The organism is Streptomyces sp. NPDC044984, assembly GCF_040646935.1.
Classification (GTDB): domain Bacteria; phylum Actinomycetota; class Actinomycetes; order Streptomycetales; family Streptomycetaceae; genus Streptomyces.
On record NZ_JBEZBE010000004.1, the window covers coordinates 137,266 to 155,492 of the forward strand.

Annotated in this window: 11 protein-coding genes; 6 read left to right on the forward strand and 5 right to left on the reverse strand. The window is 70.4% G+C overall.

Features of this window, described 5'->3' with window-relative positions; genetic code table 11:
- Nucleotides 1-114 precede the first annotated feature (114 nt).
- Genes AB0A94_RS06145 through AB0A94_RS06160 form a run of 4 tightly spaced genes read left to right on the forward strand, consistent with a single transcriptional unit; the run spans nucleotide 115 to nucleotide 2,753 of the window.
- Complete coding sequence (locus tag AB0A94_RS06145; RefSeq protein WP_217128605.1) at nucleotides 115-534, forward strand: roadblock/LC7 domain-containing protein; 420 nt, start codon at nucleotides 115-117, stop codon at nucleotides 532-534.
- Complete coding sequence (locus AB0A94_RS06150) at nucleotides 531-887, forward strand: DUF742 domain-containing protein (protein WP_030859372.1); 357 nt, start codon at nucleotides 531-533, stop codon at nucleotides 885-887. The genes AB0A94_RS06145 and AB0A94_RS06150 overlap by 4 nt, the downstream gene beginning before the upstream one ends.
- Nucleotides 868-1,485, forward strand: a complete 618-nt coding sequence (locus tag AB0A94_RS06155) for an ATP/GTP-binding protein (protein ID WP_361739520.1) — start codon at nucleotides 868-870, stop codon at nucleotides 1,483-1,485. The genes AB0A94_RS06150 and AB0A94_RS06155 overlap by 20 nt, the downstream gene beginning before the upstream one ends.
- The gene (locus AB0A94_RS06160) at nucleotides 1,482-2,753 is read left to right on the forward strand and encodes a cytochrome P450 (protein WP_361739523.1); all 1,272 of its coding nucleotides are present in this window, start codon (nucleotides 1,482-1,484) and stop codon (nucleotides 2,751-2,753) included. The genes AB0A94_RS06155 and AB0A94_RS06160 overlap by 4 nt, the downstream gene beginning before the upstream one ends.
- Nucleotides 2,754-2,966: 213 nt before the next feature.
- On the opposite strand, the gene AB0A94_RS06165 is transcribed toward AB0A94_RS06160, so the two are convergent.
- From AB0A94_RS06165 to brxD, 3 genes are all read right to left on the reverse strand, one after another.
- Entirely contained in the window at nucleotides 2,967-4,193 is a 1,227-nt protein-coding gene (locus AB0A94_RS06165) for a cytochrome P450 (protein WP_361739526.1), read from the reverse strand.
- 322 nt (nucleotides 4,194-4,515) lie between these two features.
- A complete protein-coding gene (locus AB0A94_RS06170) occupies nucleotides 4,516-6,621 on the reverse strand; it encodes a DEAD/DEAH box helicase (RefSeq protein ID WP_361739929.1) in 2,106 nt (701 codons plus the stop codon).
- Nucleotides 6,622-6,641: 20 nt separating this feature from the next.
- Entirely contained in the window at nucleotides 6,642-7,946 is a 1,305-nt protein-coding gene (brxD, locus tag AB0A94_RS06175) for a BREX system ATP-binding protein BrxD (RefSeq protein WP_361739529.1), read from the reverse strand.
- A 244-nt stretch (nucleotides 7,947-8,190) separates the two neighbouring features.
- Between brxD and AB0A94_RS06180 the strand changes: the two genes are divergently transcribed.
- Both AB0A94_RS06180 and AB0A94_RS06185 read left to right on the forward strand, forming a co-directional pair.
- Nucleotides 8,191-9,999, forward strand: a complete 1,809-nt coding sequence (locus AB0A94_RS06180; RefSeq protein WP_361739531.1) for a DUF262 domain-containing protein — start codon at nucleotides 8,191-8,193, stop codon at nucleotides 9,997-9,999.
- A gap of 7 nt (nucleotides 10,000-10,006) precedes the next feature.
- On the forward strand, nucleotides 10,007-11,056 hold the full coding sequence (locus AB0A94_RS06185; RefSeq protein WP_361739534.1) for a CBS domain-containing protein: 1,050 nt from the start codon (nucleotides 10,007-10,009) through the stop codon (nucleotides 11,054-11,056).
- A gap of 59 nt (nucleotides 11,057-11,115) precedes the next feature.
- Here AB0A94_RS06185 and pglZ read toward each other — a convergent pair whose 3' ends face one another.
- Entirely contained in the window at nucleotides 11,116-14,010 is a 2,895-nt protein-coding gene (gene pglZ, locus AB0A94_RS06190; protein WP_361739537.1) for a BREX-2 system phosphatase PglZ, read from the reverse strand.
- A 34-nt stretch (nucleotides 14,011-14,044) separates the two neighbouring features.
- Nucleotides 14,045-17,974, reverse strand: a complete 3,930-nt coding sequence (locus tag AB0A94_RS06195; RefSeq protein ID WP_361739540.1) for a phage resistance protein — start codon at nucleotides 17,972-17,974, stop codon at nucleotides 14,045-14,047.
- Nucleotides 17,975-18,227: the final 253 nt, after the last annotated feature.

Consider the following 18,227-nt stretch of genomic DNA (forward strand, 5'->3'; position numbering starts at 1 on the left):
CACCCCTTCCCGTACGGCGTCCGGGGCGACGGCGCCCCTTCCCGCTCGAGCTCGTGAGATAGGAGGAACGGGCCGGTGACCGGTCAGCCGGACACCACCGTCCCATCACCCATCATGCAGACCACCGACAACAGCCTCACCTGGCTCCTGCAGGGCCTCTTGGAACAGACCCCCGGCGCACGTCACGCCCTGGTCCTGTCCCGGGACGGCCTGAAGCTCTGCTGGAGCGAGCACCTGACGCTCGACCGGGCCGACCAGCTGTCGGCGATCTGCTCCGGCATCCAGGCCCTCGCCCAAGGGGCCTCCATGGAGTTCGGCGACGGCACCGGCGGCGTCCGGCAGTCGATGACCGAGTTCCACGGCGGCCTGCTGTTCATCGTGGAGGCCGGCGAGGGGGCGCACCTCGCCGTCGTCGCCCGGGAGGACGCCGATCCCGGAGTGATCGGCCACCAGATGACGGAGCTGGTCGAGCAGCTCGGCGAGCACCTGCGGGCCGAGCCGCGGGACCAGTCCAGGGGGAGCGGCACGTCGTGACGCGCAAGCCCGTCGACACGGGTGATCCGGACCGGCTCTACACCGTCACCGGCGGACGCAGCCGCGCCGACGAGTCCTTCGACCTGGTCACCCTCATCGTCAGCGAGAGCGGACCGGTGCCGGGGATGCAGTCGGAGCACGCCCGGATCCTGGAGCTGTGCCGGCACCCCGTCGCCGTCGTCGAGATCGCCGCGGAGCTCGGGCTGCCGGTCATGGTGGTGCGGATCCTGCTCGGCGACCTGCTGGACACCGGCCGCATCACCGCCCGCCATCCGCGCGCGGCGCCGTCCGTCGCCTCCCTGCCTGATTCCGCCCTACTCCAAGAGGTGCTCCATGGGCTCCGCAACCTCTGAGCTGCCCTCCCACCGCACACCGCTGAACGACACCGCGGAGACCGGTCTGAAGATCGTCGTCGTGGGCGGGTTCGGCGTCGGCAAGACGACCCTGGTCCGCTCCGTGAGCGAGATCCGGCCGCTCAACACCGAGGAGGTGATGACCCAGGCGGGCGTGGGCGTCGACGAGACCGGCGCGGTGACGACGAAGACCACCACGACGGTCGCGTTCGACTTCGGGCGGATCAGCCTCAACGACCGCATGGTGCTCTACCTGTTCGGCGCGCCCGGCCAGGAGCGCTTCTGGTTCCTGTGGGACAGGCTGTTCTCGGGGACGCTGGGCGCCGTGGTCCTCGTGGACACGCGCCGGATGGACGACTCCTGGTACGCGATCGACCGGCTGGAGCACCACCGCACGCCCTTCGTGGTGGCGGTGAACCGGTTCGACGACGACACCGAACGGTACTCCCTGGACGAGATCCGCCAGGCCCTCGCCCTGCCCGCCCACGTGCCGATGGTCGACTGCGACGCACGGGTCCGGCACTCCGGCAAGGACGTGCTGATCACCCTCGTGAACCACCTCCACGCCCTGGCCATCGCCGAGGAGGCGACACCGTGACCGACCCAGGAGGCCCCTACGCGCACCCGGCGCCCCCGGCGCCCCCGGGGTGCCCCGCCCACTCCGGCGCGGTGCCCCTGACGGGGCTCGAGTACCAGCAGACGCCGTCGCAGCTCTACCGCGCGCTGCGCCGGGAGCACGGCCCCGTCGCGCCCGTGCTGCTCGACGGCGGCATCCCGGCCTGGCTGGTGCTGGGCTACTCCGAGGTCACGTACGTGACCAGCCACGACGAGCTGTTCGCGCGGGACTCGCGGCGCTGGAACCAGTGGGAGAACATCCCGCCGGACTGGCCGCTGCTGCCCTTCGTCGGGTACCAGCCGTCGGTGCTGTTCACCGAGGGCGAGGAGCACCGGCGGCGGTCCGGGGTGATCACCGAGGCGCTGGAGGGGGTCGACCAGTTCGAGCTGTCCCACGACTGCCTGCTGATCGCCGACGACCTCATCGCCCGGTTCGCCGGCAGCGGGCAGGCGGAGCTGATGGCCGACTACGCGCACGCCCTGCCGATGCGCACCGTGGTGCAGCTGTGCGGGATGCCGACCTCGGGCGAGGACACCCGCCGGCTCGTCGACGACCTGCGGATCTCCCTGGACGCGGGGGAGGGCGACGACCCGGTGGCGGCGTACGGGCGCGTGGGCGAGCGGCTGCGGCAGCTGGTGGAGGACAAGCGGGCCGCCCCCGGCCCGGACATCACCTCGCGCATGCTGACCCACCCGGCCGGTCTGACGGACGAGGAGGTCGTCCAGGACCTGATCTCCGTGATCGCGGCGGCGCAGCAGCCGACGGCGAACTGGATCTGCAACACGCTGCGCCTGCTGCTGACGGACGAGCGGTTCGCCGTGAACGTGTCGGGCGGCCGGCTCAGCGTGGGCGAGGCGCTCAACGAGGTGCTGTGGCTGGACACGCCGACGCAGAACTTCATCGGACGGTGGGCGGTGCGGGACGTCCAGCTGGGCGGCCGGCAGATCCGGGCCGGCGACTGCCTGGTGCTGGGGCTGGCCGCGGCCAACACCGACCCGCAGATCTGGCCCGAGGGACACGTGGGCGCGGAGAACGCCGCGCACCTGTCGTTCAGCAACGGCGAGCACCGCTGCCCGTACCCGGCCCCGCTGCTGGCGGACGTGATGGCCCGGACGGCGGTCGAGACGCTGCTGGAGCGGCTGCCCGACCTGGTGCTGTCGGTGGACCCGGAGGAACTGACCTGGCGGCCGTCGATCTGGATGCGGGGGCTGTCGTCGCTTCCGGTGCGGTTCACGCCGGTGGTGCAGTAGCACGCCTGTCCGGGCCCCTCGGCGGGGCCCGGACCACGGCGCGGATCGGCGGGCCGGGGAGCGGGAAGGGGCGGGGCCGGCAGGGGCCGGTCGGCTCGGGGGCGACCGGCCCGGGCGGGCGTCACGGGCGGGCGTCACGGGCGGGCCGGCACGGAGCGACCCGCGTGGATCGCGCCCGTGCGGACCGCTCGTAGGGGTCAGCCCTCCACCGGGTCAGCCCTTCACGGGAGTGAACCGCACCGGCAGGCTCTGCGGTCCGCGGGTGAACACGCCCTGCTCGGCCGGCTCGAACCCGTCGGCGAGACGCACGTCGGGCATGGCGTCGAGGAGCTGGCCGACGCCGATCTCCACCTCCGCCTTGGCCAGCAGCGCGCCGACGCAGAAGTGCCGGCCGAGCGCGAACGCGAGGTGGTCGGCGGCGGCGGAGAAGGCCGTCGTGGTGGTGAGGTCGTCGCGGAAGACGTCGAAACGGTCGGGATCGGCGTAACGCCTCTCGTCGCGGTTGGCGGCGCCTATCAGACAGGTGACGGTGGCGCCCGCGGGCACGGTGCCGCCGCTGAGCTCCACCTCCGTCGCTGACTGCCGCATGATCATGTGGACGGGCGGGGTGAACCGCAGGGTCTCGGCGAAGGCCCGCGGGATCAGCGAGCGGTCCGCGCGGACGGCGGCGAGCTGGTCGGGGTGGCGCAGCAGGTTCGCGAAGATGCCCGCGATGGCCTTGTCGGTGGTCTCGCCGCCCGCGGCGAGCAGCAGGCTGCAGAACGCCTTGACGTCCTCGTCGCTCATCCGCACCCCGTCGACCTCGGCGGCGCACAGCACGGACAGCAGGTCGTCGCCCGGGTTCTCGCGGCGCTCCCGGATGATCGGCAGCATGTACTCGGCGAACTCCACCCGGGTCCGCTCGCCCGCCGCCGTCACCCCGGGGTCGCCCGACAGGTTCCCGAGGAAGGCGATGACGGCCGTGTACCAGCGGTGGAAGCGGGGGTGGTCGGTCTTGTCCAGGCCCAGCATGTCGGCGATGACGTTGACCGGGAAGCGGGTGGCGTAGTCGGCGACCAGGTCGGCGGAGCCGGTGTGCCGGAAGCCGTCGATCAGCTCGCGCGAGTTGCGCTCGATGACCGGCAGGAACTTCCGCTCCAGGTCGCTGCCGCGGAAGGCGGGCGCGACGAGGGCCCGGCGCACGGCGTGCTCCCGCCCGCTGAGCTGCAGGATCGTCTTGCCGTGCACGGGCTCGAGCTGCCAGGCGTAGTTGTCGGTGGTGAACTCCCCGGCCTTGTCCTTGAAGACGCGCTCGACGTCCTCGTAGCGCGAGACGATGTAGCTCTTCGTCGCCTCGTGCCAGATGAGGGGAGCGGTCTCCCGCATCACCCGGTAGGCGGGATAGGGGTCGGCCGCGAACTCGGGCGAGAGGATGTCGGGCACCTGCTGGGCGGTGGACATGGAGCTCCCTGCGATCGTGACTTCGTGTACCGCACAAGGTTATTGATCAACCATCAGGTGCGACAGGGCGTCCGGGAACCTTCCGTTCCGGAAGCGGGTATCGGCCGAAAACCGCCCCTCGCTAGTACTGTTCGTGCCGAAAGCCGCGATGTTCAGTGGAGGGCGCGGCGATAAAGGGAGTGCAGGGCGGTGGCGGTCGGTGCCGATCAGCCTGCCGCTGGTCGCTCATGATGACCAAGGCCGGGAAAACGGTCCGTCGACCGACTGCGAGGTGCTGTCGTGAATCCAGACGTACCCGTAGGTTCCCGGGGTGGAGGTCCCCTCACCTGACGGTAAATCTGACTGCCTCGCGCAACGACATTGCCGCACCGTCCAGATCGGCCGTCCGAGCCGCAAGCGTTGCCCCGGCCAGACGCGGCGGAAGAGCCGTGCTGAACTTCAGCCCGGCCAGTGTGCGGGGATCCACATCAGGGAGGCATAGATGATCGACGGCGTCCGCAGCCGCCCGCTTCCAGTCCTGGAGTGTGATGTCCTCGCGCAAGCGGACGTACGTGTCCGTGGGGCGCTGAAGCGGGTCGGTGACGGTGGACAGGCTGGCGGCCAAAGTAGCGTTGGCGCGATAGCCCGCCCACGTCCACCATTTCAGGTTGGTTTCACGGCTTCCACGCACGATGACGGTGCCGTCGCGGTGCACCACCTCGGCGTTTTCGTCGCGCACACGAGCAAGCGTGCTTTCGGCACGGCGGGTGAGCCCGACCGGAGGTGTCGAACCGAGCAGGACATCGCGAGCCGCCCGCGTCAGCTCGTACGAGGAGGTCCGGGCCAGACCGATGCCGCCCCAGCGAGCCCGGCCACCGTTTTCCACGGGTTCGACGAAACAGCGGCGGCGTGACCAGTCGATGTACGTCACCTGCCAACTGCGCCCGGCGAGCAGCAGTCGACGAGGGCCGGCGACCTCGTCGGTGAGCAGCACGGGATCGGTCGTACCGATCTCGGTGCGGCCGGACAGCACAGTGAACTCCGGGGCGGCGGTGAAGACCGCGGTGAGGTCCATGAAGTGCCGGTAACCAAAACGCTGTTCCGCCTCGGGACCGATGAACAAGAACTCGCCGTCCCGGTCCAGGTAGCCCTGCTCGACCAGGTGACGCACGATCGGCTCGGCGGACGGGCCGAAGGGACCGAGCCCTCCCCACCATTCCTGCCACAGCCGGTCGCCGACCCGGTGCTCCTGGAGGCAGAGCGCCAACACCTGTTGTGCTGCGATGTGTCGTGGCTCCGGAGGAGGAACGACCGGCTCCACCCAGCCGCGCGACCAGAGCAGCAGGAGCGCTGCTGCGGACAGCAGGCCGGCGTCGTCGGTGGTCAGGAACAGACAGTTCCGGATGGATCCGGGGCGTCGGCCGGTGCGCCCCAGGCGCTGCAGGAACGAGGCCACGGTGTTGGGTACGTCGATCTGCACGACCCGGTCGAGGTCGCCGACATCGATGCCCAGTTCCAGGGTGCTCGTGGAGACGATCACGCAGTCGCGGGCTTCCGCGAAGGCATCTTCTGCCCGTCGCCGCTCGTCGGCGGACAGTGAGGCGTGGGACAGGAAGGTGGTCACACCCTTCGCTCGCAGCGTCGCACCAAGTTCTTCGACCTGCTTGCGGGACTCGCAGAACACCAGTCGCTTCTCGCCCCTGTGCAGCGCCGCGATCACCGTGGCCGCGTTGGCCAGGGACCCGACATAGTCGAGCTGGACGTCCCCGGGGGGAGGGAGCTTCGGAGCCTGTTCCCGCAGGTGTGGGGCTACGACCCGTGCCGCGCGCTGACCCGATGCCGCTCCCTGCAGCCAGGCGAGCAGCTCGTCCGGGTTTCCCACGGTCGCGGACAGGCCCACGCGCTGCACCGGGCGTCCGGCCACTCGTTCCAGCCGTTCCAGTACGGCCAGCAGGTGCCATCCACGGTCGTCGCCTGCGAAGGCGTGTACCTCGTCCACGACGATCGCCCGCAACCCGGAGAAGAACGCCCGGTGGTCGACCTTCGCGCTGACCAGCATGGCCTCGAGGGACTCGGGGGTGGTCAGCAGCACGTCAGGCCGTTCACGCAGGATGCGCTTGCGGCGAGAGTGCGTCACGTCGCCGTGCCAGAGCGCGGCGGAGCGTCCGAGCCAGGAGGTGTACGTCTCCAGTCGGGGCAGCAGGTTGTTGAGCAGCGCTTTCAGCGGGCAGACGTAGAGGACCGAGGTGCCGTCCCATTTCTCCTGCGCCATCCGCGACAGCAGGGGGAAGCACGCGGCCTCGGTCTTGCCCCCCGCGGTGGGAGCGATCAGTACGGCGTCCGCTCCGTCGGCCAGAGGGGTGATCGACTCTTCCTGGAGTGCGCGCAGGCCGGGCCATCCCAAGGTGTTCACGATGTGGTGGACCAGTCCCGGGTGGAGCAGGTCCATCGGGTCGGGCGCGGCTGCGCTCACGGGAGGTCCAGTTCGACGTCGTCGGCGCGATCGGCCGCCGCGGCGTTGCGCTCCACCTCGGTCAGCTCCGCGGCGCTCACGGTGAGCGCGTAGTGCTCACGCGGATCGAAGTCCTCGAACTGGTCGACGCGGTCGAGGACATCGCCCACGAGCTTCTTCAGGAACAGCCGTGGGGCGATCCCCACCTTGCCTCCCAGCGCGCCCCCGACTGCTTTGGCCAGGTCGGCGATGTACGCGTCGTCCACTACGTCCGTGATGTGCGCGGAGGCCGATGAACCTGACGCGTACAAGTCCCGGATCGTTCTTCCCAGGTCGATCAGCGAGTCCTGACCGAATCCGGGCAGCCGGAGCTGTACGGCACGCGGGTTGTCGAAGCGCGGATCGGTGGTGAAGTCGGTGGCCAGCCGCTGGGCGAGCGGGGCCAGACGCTGTACGCCCTGACGGCCGTCGAAGAACGCCGGCGTGCCCGTGATCAGCAAATAGAGGCCGGGGAAGCGCCCTGAGTGCACCTCGTCGATGAGCTGGCGCAGTGCGTTGAGCGCCTTGTCGCGGGCGTCGGAACGTACCCGCTGCAGGGTCTCGACTTCGTCCAGGACGACGAGCAACCCCGAGTGCCCTGAGTCGCGCAGGACCGTGAGCAGTCCCTGCAGAAATCCGAGAGCACCGAAGTGATCGAGGTCGCCACGCACTCCGGCGATTCTGCGGGCGGCGGCGGCCACGTGTGGCTGACCGCCCAGCCAGGCCATGACGGCCGAGGCGGTGGCCTCGTCGCCTACCTCGACTGCGGTTCGGTACCCCCGCAGCACCGTGGCGAACGACGGGGCGTGCCGGGACACCTCGGTGAGCCGGGCCGTCATCAGCTGTTCGACCCTGCCGGGCAGTTCCTCCTCGGTGGCTCCGGCGGCGAGCGCGTCCTCTTCGAGGGCGTAGAACCACGCGTCCACGACCGGCCGGAGCGCGCTGGGCGGGAACCCGGGTGTGGCCAGCCGCTCGGTGAGGCGTCGGTAGACGGTCTCGAGTTTGTGCAGCGGGGTCTCGGTTTCCGAGATCTGGATCTCGGCGACGGCGAAGTTGCGCCGCTTGGCACGCTCACCGAGCCACCGTGCGAAGAACGTCTTGCCGGACCCGTACTCGCCGCGCACCGCCTTGAACACCGAGGATCCCGACCTGACGGCGTCGAGTTCCGCGTCGAGTGCGGTTCCGAAGCGGTCCAGGCCGGTCGCTAGCAGGTCCAGTCCGCTTTCCGGGACCGCTCCTCGACGCAGGGCGTCGAGCACGCCGCGACGCCGGGCAGCACTCACGGGTCCGCTTCCAGGGCTGTCTGTCCTCACCCGGACAGTCTCCCATTTGACCCGGATGCCTGGCTGCCACCCCGTGGAAGGGCTCGGGCGGATCCGGCAGGCCGGGCGGCCCGGACGCGCGAACGGCTTGAAGAACTGACCTTCGACCGCCTTGACTCCCCGCAACACCGTTGATCCAATTGAATGTTCACCGCCGGTGACCGGTGGCGACTCACCGTTCAGGTTCGACACGGGAAGACACAGCGTGGCACTCGACAGTCTGAAACTCAGCGACGCGCTCGCCGACGTCGCATCCGGCGCGTTACAGCTCCCGGACTTCCAGCGTGAGTGGAAGTGGGACGACGAGCGCATCAGGGCCCTCATCGCGACGGTGACGCTCGACTATCCGCTGGGCGTGGTGATGGCGCTGCAGACGAACGGCACGTCGCCCTTCCGCACCCGGACGCTCAAAGGCGCCGAGGACGCACAGAACGCAGTGCCGGATCTCCTGCTGCTCGACGGACAGCAGCGGCTGACGTCCCTGTTCCAGGCACTGCACCGGGACCGCCCCGTCGAGACGGTGGACGCCCGGGGCAAGGAACTGAGGCGCTGGTACTACATCGACATCGCCAAGTCCATCGGCTCGCCGGCCGACCGTGACGACGCCATTGTGTCCGTGCCCGAGGACCGGATCCTGAAGACCGGCTTCAACCGCAGGGACACCGTCGACCTGACGACCGTCGAGGGGGAGTGCGCCGCCGGGTACTTCCCGCTCCACTTCGTGTTCGACACCCAGCGGGTGAACGCCTGGCACCAGGAGTTCGTCGCGGTCGACGTCACGAACTGGGGACTGTGGGGGCAGTTCCAGCAGTTCGTGCTCAGCCGCATGCTGTCGTTCCAGGTGCCGATGATCAAGCTCGCGGCCTCGACGACCATGGACGCGGTCTGCGCCGTGTTCGAGCGGGTGAACACCGGCGGTGTGCCGCTCAACGTCTTCGAGTTGCTGACGGCCACCTACGCCGGCAACCAGGAGTACGTGGCCCGGCACGGGGACTACTTCAAGCTCCCTGACGTCTGGCTGGACATCAAGAAGGGCCTGACGGCGTCATACCCTGTGTTCGGGCGCATGGAGGCCGGTGTCGAGGACGGGCTCAGCAGCAGTGACTTCCTCCAGGCCGTGGCGCTCGTCCGAACCTGGGAGCGCAAGCGGCAGGAACCGCGTGCTGCGGTCTCCTGCAAGCGCCGTGACCTGCTGGAGCTGCCGCTCGCCGACTTCAGTTCGCTCGCTCCGCGGGTGGCGGAGGCCTTCGAGTGGGTGGGGTCCTTCCTGGAGCGGCAGTGCATCGTGCGGGCTCCCGACCTGCCGTACCGCACCCAGCTCGTCCCGCTGGCCGCCGTACGGACCATCCTCGGCGAGGAGACCGACACCGAGGCGGCCGACGAACTGCTGACCCAGTGGTACTGGTGCGGTGTGCTCGGCGAGATGTACGGCGGTTCGACGGAGAGCCGCTTCACCCGTGACGTGGAACAGCTCATCGAACGTCTGCGGGGCAACCCCGAGGTGGTCCCGGACACGATCGCCGAGGCAGCCTTCCTGGACGACCGGCTGGACACCCTGAGTACCCGCAACAGCGCTGCCTACAAGGGCATTTACGCCCTCCTGGTCAAGCAGGGAGCGGTGGACTGGTACTTCACCGAGGCGCCCCTGAACGCGGCGCGACTGGCCGAGTACAGCGTGGACGTGCGTCAGATCTTCCCCAAGGCGTGGATCGACAAGCACCACCGGGCCTACAGCAACAAGGCCAACTCGATCATCAACAAGACGCCCCTGTCCCTCCGGGCGAGCAAGAGCATGACCGGATCGCCCTCCGGTTACCTCAAGACGCTCGCGCTGGAGTCGGGGATGCGTCCCGAGTGGTTCGACGACGTCATCGGCACCCACCTCATCGACCCGGCCGCGCTGCACTCGGGTGACTTCGAGCAGTTCTACCTGAGCAGGTCCAAGCAGCTGCTGGAGCTGGTCATGTCGGCCATGGGCAAGCGCACCGTCTTCCGCGACACGAAGGCCGGGTGACGCGGTCGTGCTCCGGACACCCCCCGACGAGGAACTGCTGGCACTCAAGGGCCGCCGTATACCCCTTGTCGAACTCCTGGCCTGTTTCAACACCCGGTTCCGCAACGACCAGGCCATCCTGCACATCGAGCGGATCCTCAAGGACACCGGCCTGTCGACCGTGCCGTACTTCGCCACGTGCGGCAGCCGGACCGAGGTCCTCGTCGTGGCCCGCGAGTCCGCCGTCAGTGAGTCCGCCGACGCGGACGAGGACCAGGAGGACGAGGCGGGGCTGCTGCCCGGTGCGCTGCCGCAGCACCCCCTGCGGATCGGCGACCTGCCGTGCGCCCACGCCGGGCTCGCCTCGGTCACCCCCGCCGAGGACCTCACCGATGCGACGTACATCATGCACACCCACAACTACTCCCAGGTTCCGGTGCTGGAGGGCCAGTACACGGTGATCGGTGTGGTGACCTGGCGCTCGGTGGCCAAGGTGCACGCCACGGGAGAAGAGGCGGCACTCGCCAACGCGATCGTGGAGGATCCTCCGGTCGTCCACGCCCACGACGACTTCTTCTCCGTGCTCCCCGCCATCTGCGAGCACGGATACGTGCTGGTCAGGGCGAACAGCGGACAGATCAGCGGCATCGTCACCGCGGCGGACATCACCCAGCGCTTCGACGCCACGGCCTGGCCGTTCTTCGTGGTCGGGGAGATCGAGTTCCGGCTCCGCAAGTGCCTGGGCGCGAAGCTCGGAGAGGACGCCATCCGTGCCATCCAGCGCAACGACAGGAAGACCGGAAACATCGCGGACCTCATGTTCGGCGAGTATGTGATGCTTCTGGACGGAGACCAGAGGAACAAGCAGGGGCACCGCAAGGAAGCCCTGTGTGCCGCAGCCGACCAGAACTGGACCGCGCTGGGCTGGACCGGAGTGAACCGCGTCCAGTTCGTGCGCCAGCTGGACCGGGTGCGCGACATCCGCAATCACATCGCGCACTTCGATCCCGAACCGCTGTCGCCGCAACGGAGCGAGGATCTGCGCCAGTTCGTGGGACTGCTGCGTCAGCTCACCTGACGGGCGGGTGGGGCCCTGCCCTCCCCACGCCGTGCGGCAGGGCAGGGCTCCACCACCGCTCAACCCAGCTCGAACTGGTCCCGCAGCAGTCCGGTGTGCAGCCGGAGGGTCCGCCCGTCCGGCAGGGTCTCCAGCACCTGGACACCGTCGTGATTGAGCAGTTGCCGCAGCACGGCGGCGAAACCGTCGGCCGGCCGGCTCGCGGGCAGTCCGACGCGTTGGGCGAGAGCGGTCATCGGTAGGGTGCCGCCTGAGTCCAGCAGAGCGCGTACGGCCTTCTTCACGCGCACGAGGTCGGGTCTACGGGCCAGCAGCTGCACCTGAGCCGTGAAGACCTCCGATTCCAGGAGGGCTTCGACCAGGGCGTCCACCGGAGACACGGGTGTGGCGGAGAGCAGCGCACCGTCCTCGGACGTCGAGGGAACCAACGCCACATCGAACAGTGTTTCGTGGTTCTTGGCGGGTTTCGCCTCGCTCCTGGCCCTCTTGGGCGTCGCCTTTCTCGGTACCGGAACCGGGACCGCGGCGGTCTGAGCCCGTGGCGGCTGTGCCGCCCCCCGGGGCAGTGACCACCAGGCCGGCTGCTGGCTGCCCAGCTCCCGCCAGCCGCTCGGCGGTTTCGCTCCGAAGGGCAGGAAGGCCAGCACCGGGATGGCGAACTCGGCCAGGGCGACGCCGCCGTGGTAGCCGGCCTTGCGGGACGTGTACCGGGAGTCGGCGTCCCAGAGGGCGACGATCCGGCTCTCCGGTTCCGGGTCGAGGACCCGGGGGCCCGTCAGCAGGACCTCCTGCTCCACGAGCGGTCCGCCGGGGGCCCGGTGCCGGGCCGAGCGTACGTCGTCGGCGTCGATCCGCGCGGCCCGCCGGTCGACGACGTGGCCGTGGTCGCTGGTGACGATCACCGCTCGGCCCTGGTCCGCGGCGGAGCGGAGCAGGGCGCGCAGCCCTCCTATGTCGGACAGCCGCCAGGTACCGTCGCCGAGTTTCTGCTCGGAGGCCAGCCGGTCGTCCACGGTGTTGAGGACCACCGCCACATGCGTACGGTCGCCCACGAGCGCGTCGTGCAGTTCGGGGCCGAACGGCTCGCCGCTGCTCCCGGCGCGCAGGTCGTCCTTGTGGAAGACCGCGACGTCCTCCCCGCCCCAGAAGCGGTGAGCGGGGAACAGCCTCTTCTCGTCGGCCTGCGTGCCCTTCATCAGGCGCGCCGCGAAGAGCGAGGTCCGCGACACGGCGGTGACGGTGGGCAGCGCGGCCGCCATCGCGCGACGCCGGGGGGCGTCCTTCGCCCCCGGCAGTGGGTCGTACTCGGCCCAGTGGTCGCGCAGTTGCTCGCCGAGCTCGGCGGCGACGGCCGCGCTCATCCCGTCGAGCACGAGGAGCAGCACCCTGCGTTCCCCGGCCTTCACCACCGGCGCGACGACCTCGGGGAGGAACGTCTCCACGGTCAGCATCCCGCCGGGACCACGGTCGGTCGCCGACCGTGCGGCGAGCACCCGGGCGAAGTGCCGGTCGATCTCACCCCGGCGCTCGCGCGCCGAGGCGCACAGGGTGTCGTACGCGGCCCGGAGCGCCGGATCGGGATCGCCGCCGGACTCGACGTGCTCCAGGGCCAGGTCCACCCAGCCCGTCTCGGTGACGTGACGGGCGATGGCGCCCGCCACCGTGGCGGTGTTCACCGGGGGATCGGTCGCGAGCCAACGTGCCAGCCGCTGCGCCATGCGCACCCGCTCGATACGGACGCCGTGATCGGGATCCGGGGCCAGCCGGTGTCGGCCGAGGTCCTTCACCGTGGAGGCGATCCGCTCGGGGTCACCGCTCGACAGCGCCTCGCCGGCGGCGGTGAAGCGTGCCGCGAGTCCCGCCGCCAGCACGGGACTCGTCCCCGCGGCCCGTTCCGCCCCGAACTGCCGCGCCAGAGCGGCGGCCCGGTCGAGTACGGAGCCGGTCAGCCGCCGGGCCTCCGCCGCGGCTTCGTCACCGTCCGACCGCCCCGCGAGCAGCAGGGCGGAGACGAACTCCTCGCAGGACCGTCCGAAGGCCGCCGCGAGCGCGTCCAGGTGCTCCCCTTCGGCGGGAGGCTCCTCTCCGAACCATCGCTCGGCCCGTCCTCGGGCCCGGTAGTCCTCGGCGTCCGCCGTGGCGTCGGCGTGCCCCCACAGCGCCGCGCAGACCAACCCGAACGCGACGGCGTCCGGCCCGTGCTCGGCCGTCACGAGGGCGAGCAGGGCCTGCCCCGCGCGTCCGGCCTGCTCCTCCTCGCCTAGGAACCGCACGAGTCCGGTGCGCTCGGGTGTTCTCAGCGCCAGCAGCCGCTCGGGGCCGCCGGGCGTGAGGGACCACCGCAGCAGGGTGTGGATGTCCAGCTCGTCACTGCCGTCCGCCGGGGTGCGGGAGGTTTCGGCGTCCGGGTCGTAGCGGCCGATCCCGAGCCGGCGCAGGGCGAGCGCGGTCAGCGCCTCGCGTCGCGACAGCACGCCGCCCGCGAGCTTCGGCCATCCGCCGTGCGGCGGAGCGGCGTCCAGCAGCGCCTCCGCGGCCCAGTTCTCCTCGAACAGCCGGTGGTCGGGGGCGTGCGCGCCGAACGCCTCGCGTACGACGTCCCAGGTGTCGACGGCGTTGACCCGCTGCCGGTGCACCTTGGCCAGCAGATCGGGCCCGAGCTCCGCCTCCTCGCGATCGGTGAGGACGACCAGCACGTCGGGCCCGGCGGCCGACGGCTTCTGGTGCGCGAGGATCAGCTCGTACACGCCGAGAGGAGAGGGCGCCGCCGCCACCCGGGCCCGCCGCCGCTCACCCCACGACAGCTCGTCGGGGCCGTCCCAGGAGGGCGCGGCGCGCAGCAGCACGACCCTGCGCTTGTCCGGCTTGAGACCAGGTTCCGATGCCAGGTACTGAGTGATGGTCGCGGCGTTGAGCCGCACCGCGCTGGTGGTGGTCACTGCCGCCGTACTCACTGTTCCCACGCCCTCCTCGCTCGCCGCCCGCCGTTCATTCCACGACCCGCCAGCTGATCTCGATCTCCGCGTCCGGCTCGGCAGCCGCCAGCTCGGCCAGTTCGGCCCGCAGCTCGGCCAGCGCACGGGAGGCCGTGGTCCGGCCCCCACCCGAGCGGCGTCCCGCGGCACGCTGTCCGTCACCGGTGCCGGGGTGGGTGGAGGACACGGGCGGTTGGCCGGTGCCGGTGCTCAGGCTGATCGCGTCCGGCCGGGTGAGCGGTTCGGCCGGTGTGGGCGTGGCGTACGCCTGTCGCGGGTCGGCGGTGCGTGCCTGGCTGCGCTCGATGACGGCGACGATGGACCGCCGTGCCTCCCGCAGCGCCTCCTTGAGGTCCTTGGTGCGCTGATCGACACGGGCCGCGCCGCGCAGCTCCTCCAGCACGGCCTCACCCTGCGGCCCGTAGTTGGGCGCGAGCTTGAGCATGTCCCAGGCGGCGGTGGCCAGGGCCGCCGCGACGGCTTCCGCCTGCTTGACCGACGCACCGTAGCGGCTGGTCGGCACGTCGCCGAGATCGAAGCCGGCGAAGGCGGAGATGACCTGCTTGGCCACGGCGGAACCGCCGGCCGCGCCCTGGTCGAGGCCGCGCAGTTCGTCCAGCAGGTCCCGGGCCCGGCGGGCGATCGCCAGCCGGCCGGACTCGTCGGTGCCGTCCAGGCCGAGGAGCGTCGCGTGCTGCTCCAGTTGCGTCACCAGATCGGCCGCGTGCGGCTGGTAGGTGCGGGCCCGCTCCGTGATCCGCCGGGCGAACTGCCCGACCATCCGGCCCCTGCGGAGCCTGGGCGGCTCCTCACCGAAGATCTCCCAGTAGCGGCGCCCGGCCTCCTCCCAGACCTGTTCCTCCGGCAGCGGCTGGGACCGCAGCGCGTCCTGGGGCTTGATCGCCGAGAGTTCGGGCGAGGGGTCGAGCAGCGCGCCGGCCCGTACCCAGACGCGGTCGTCCATCTCCGCGTACGACGCGATGACGAGGTGGGCGAGGAACGGCTCCAGGCCCATCGGTGCGGGACGGTCGATCCACTCGGTGAGGCGGCTGACGCTCAGGTCACCGGGACCGGCCTCGCCGCGCGCCTGGAGGGCGAAGTGCTCCGGCCAGCGGGTGGAGAGCCGGAAGTACGCCTCCTTCTGCTGGCCGAGCCCGAGGGGAGTGGCGATGCGCCGCATGAGGTCGCGTTCCTTGCCCGGGATCTCGGTCTGCCGGTCACCGGCCTCCACGGCGGCGCGGATGTGCCCGAGCACGGTCCGCGCGTCGGCGAGCTTGACGACGGTCCCCGTGCCGTCGGGGTCGAAGTCCGGGTGCGCGGGGAACTGGTGGGCCAGCAGCTTGCCCGCGACGTGCCGGACCGCGTCACGCAGGGACTGCCCGATGGAGACGCGCAGGTCCGGCACGTCGGGCAGCGGTTCCAGGTGCTCGTTGAAGTCCGGGTTGACGTCGCCCGGCTTCTTGGCCGCGAGGCCGTAGGCCTGTTTGAAGGCCGCCTTCACGGTCTTGGTGAGCGTCTCGCGCTGGTCCTCCAGCAGTGCCTTGGCACGGGCCCGGTTGTCGGCGTTGAGGTGCTGGGCGTAGCTGGTGTCGAAGCGCCGCTGGTCGGCGAGCGCGTAGTGGATGACGACCAGCCGCTGGAAGTCCTGGAAGCGACCGGTGGACAGATGCGTGGGGATCCATCCCACCGTGCGCGGCCGGTCCCCGGGGAGCCGACGCAGCTCGGCCATGCGGTTGGCGTCCTCGCGCGGCCCGTACTCGCTCTCGTCGTACGGCAGATCGATGATCATCCGCCACAGCCCGTCCTGGCTGGGGGCGAAGTCGTGGTCCTGCAGGTCGTCGTGGTCGGCGATGTTGCCGAAGACGACCTCCACCGTGCGGTGCGAGCCGCGCCAGACGAACTTCAGCTCGTCCGCGGTGAGCCGTTCCTGGAGCTCGATGCCCAGTTCCTCGGCGAGGAGCCGCTTGGCGAGGGAGCGGCGGTTGGCACGGTTGTTGTTGACGTTGGCGTTGGCGATGACGGAGTCCACGTCCACGCCGGCCAGTTCGAGCCGTACGCCCGGGTTGGTCCTGGTGCCGGTGGGCTTGATCTCCGCGAAGCGTGCCGCCCACTCGTCGACCTTCGACTGGATCGCGCCGACTTCCGCTCCCGGAATGGGGGAGATGACCGAGCCGTGGTTGAGGGCCGCGAGCCGCCGGATCGTCAGGTCCCGCAGCGCGGGCACGCTGGGCGCCAGCGCGGAGAGCAGCAGCGTGCACATCAGCCGGTCGTCGCCCACGAACGCCTTGCACCGCTGGAGGAGTCCCTGGTCGGTGACGGTCTCGCGGCGGTGGCGGTAGCGCTCGATGTCCTCCTCGGTGACGTCGTACATCGCGAGGAGGTAGGGCCGCAGCTTGGTGCGGTACAGCTTGTCCGCGGCCTGGAACTCCACCTTCAGACTGTCGACGAAGGGCTTGTCGCCGCCGTCGGCGATGACCGGGTAGAGGTCGCCGAGCGGGATGAGCTGCTCCAGTGTCGCGTCGTCGCGGTGGTCGGCCAGCAGCTGGCCCATCAGCTTCAGACCGGTACGGGAGCGCTGCAGCGCCGAGGAGATGTGGACCAGGGTGTCCATGAATGAGGGCGAGAAGGGGTACGTCAGCCGGAACGACGCCTCGTCGGCTCCGGTCGTCCCCTCGTCGGAGCCCAGCAGCACGTCCCACACCTGGGGCCCGACCCGCTTGATCTTCGCGAAGGCCACGTCGAGCTTGGCGGCGGCCTCCGCGTCCTTGGGTCGCAGGAGACGGGCGTGGGCGATCTGCGGGAGGTTGCGGTCCTCCAGCGTGATCTTGTCGAAGCGGCCGGAGGCGAGGTTGAGACTGTCCTGGATGGCGGTCTCAGCGGCCCCGGACACCTCCTGGCCGACCAGCTCCCGCAGGTCCCGCTGCCGTGCGATGAACGACACGATCGGGATGGCGCGGCGCGAGTCGGCGCCCTCGACGAAGTTGGTGATCTTGTCGGCTTCGCGGGAGACGAACTTCTGGTCGTGGATGCGGTTGGCGAGCCAGAGGATCAGCTCGTCCATGAACAGGATCAGCCCGTCGTACCCCAGCGACTTCGCGTGCTCGGCGATGACGGCGAGACCGGCGTCCAGCGAGATGAAGCCGTGCTCGTCCTCGGCGGCGTTCTTCGCGAAGCCGGGGAACCAGCTGGTGCTCGCGTCGTGCACCAGCTTGGCCCGCAGCTCGGCGGGGGTGGTCGGGTTGACCAGGTTCAGGTTGGCCTCGGCGCCGTCCAGTTCCTCGGCGGCGAGGGCGGTGTCGAGGAGCGCCGGGGTCCAGGCGAAGGAGTCCCCCCACTCGTCGTCGGTGTCGACGGCGTCCGCGTCGGACGAGGCTCCGGCGAGCCCTTCGATGAACTGCTCGTCGCCCATGCGGTCCCGCAGCGCGCGGATGTCCGCGAAGAGGGAGTCGGTCCGGTAGACCTGGGGAGTGGGAGCCTCGGGGTGCAGTGCCTTGACGTGGCTGACGTACCCGCCGAGCACCCGCTGCTCCAGGGACTTGGCCCCGAGCATGTGGTACGGCACGAGCAGGAACTTCTTCCTGTCGGTGCTCAGCCACTCGTGCTTGGCCAGCACCGGGTCGAAGTCGGTCCGGGCGCGTGCCGCCGCGTCGCCCCGGAGCAGGGCGTGCAGCACGGCCATGAAGTGCGACTTACCGGAACCGAACGAGCCGTGCAGATAGGCGGCCTTCGACGTCTGTCCGTCCAGCGCGGTCCTGATCAGACTCAGCGCCTCGTCGAAGTTCTCGAGCAGGCGCTCGGTGACGACGTAGTCCCGCAGCGCCCGCTCGGCGCCCTCCGGGGTGACGGCCTCGGCCAGCTTCAGGACGAAGTCGGAGGTGGAGATGGACGTCTTGATGTCGATGACATCGCGGAGGAGGGGGGCTGTGGCGGCTGTCGGTGCCATCTCTGTCTCGCGTCTCCTGCTGATCGTGTCCTGCATCTACGTCCACCGGGCAGCGCGGCGCGTCCCCCGTCGACCGGGACGACGGGCGGTGGCCGGCACCGCGCGCTGCCCCGGAAGTACCGTCCGCCAGTGTGTCGCGTGGGGACGGCCTTCGATCGTATCGGGCGGGTCAGGCATGGGGAGTGGGGGTGAAGGGGACGAGGGGCGAGGAAGGGGGAACGGTCGACCTCCGGATACTCAAACGAGTCATAGT

What these genes read in the sequence shown, in the direction of transcription:
- AB0A94_RS06145 (WP_217128605.1), top strand. Translation starts at nt 115, where the DNA reads ATGCAGACCACCGACAACAGCCTCACCTGGCTCCTGCAGGGCCTCTTG.
- AB0A94_RS06155 (WP_361739520.1), top strand. Translation starts at nt 868, where the DNA reads ATGGGCTCCGCAACCTCTGAGCTGCCCTCCCACCGCACACCGCTGAAC.
- AB0A94_RS06165 (WP_361739526.1), bottom strand. Translation starts at nt 4,193, where the DNA reads ATGTCCACCGCCCAGCAGGTGCCCGACATCCTCTCGCCCGAGTTCGCG.
- AB0A94_RS06170 (WP_361739929.1), bottom strand. Translation starts at nt 6,621, where the DNA reads ATGGACCTGCTCCACCCGGGACTGGTCCACCACATCGTGAACACCTTG.
- AB0A94_RS06195 (WP_361739540.1), bottom strand. Translation starts at nt 17,974, where the DNA reads ATGGCACCGACAGCCGCCACAGCCCCCCTCCTCCGCGATGTCATCGAC.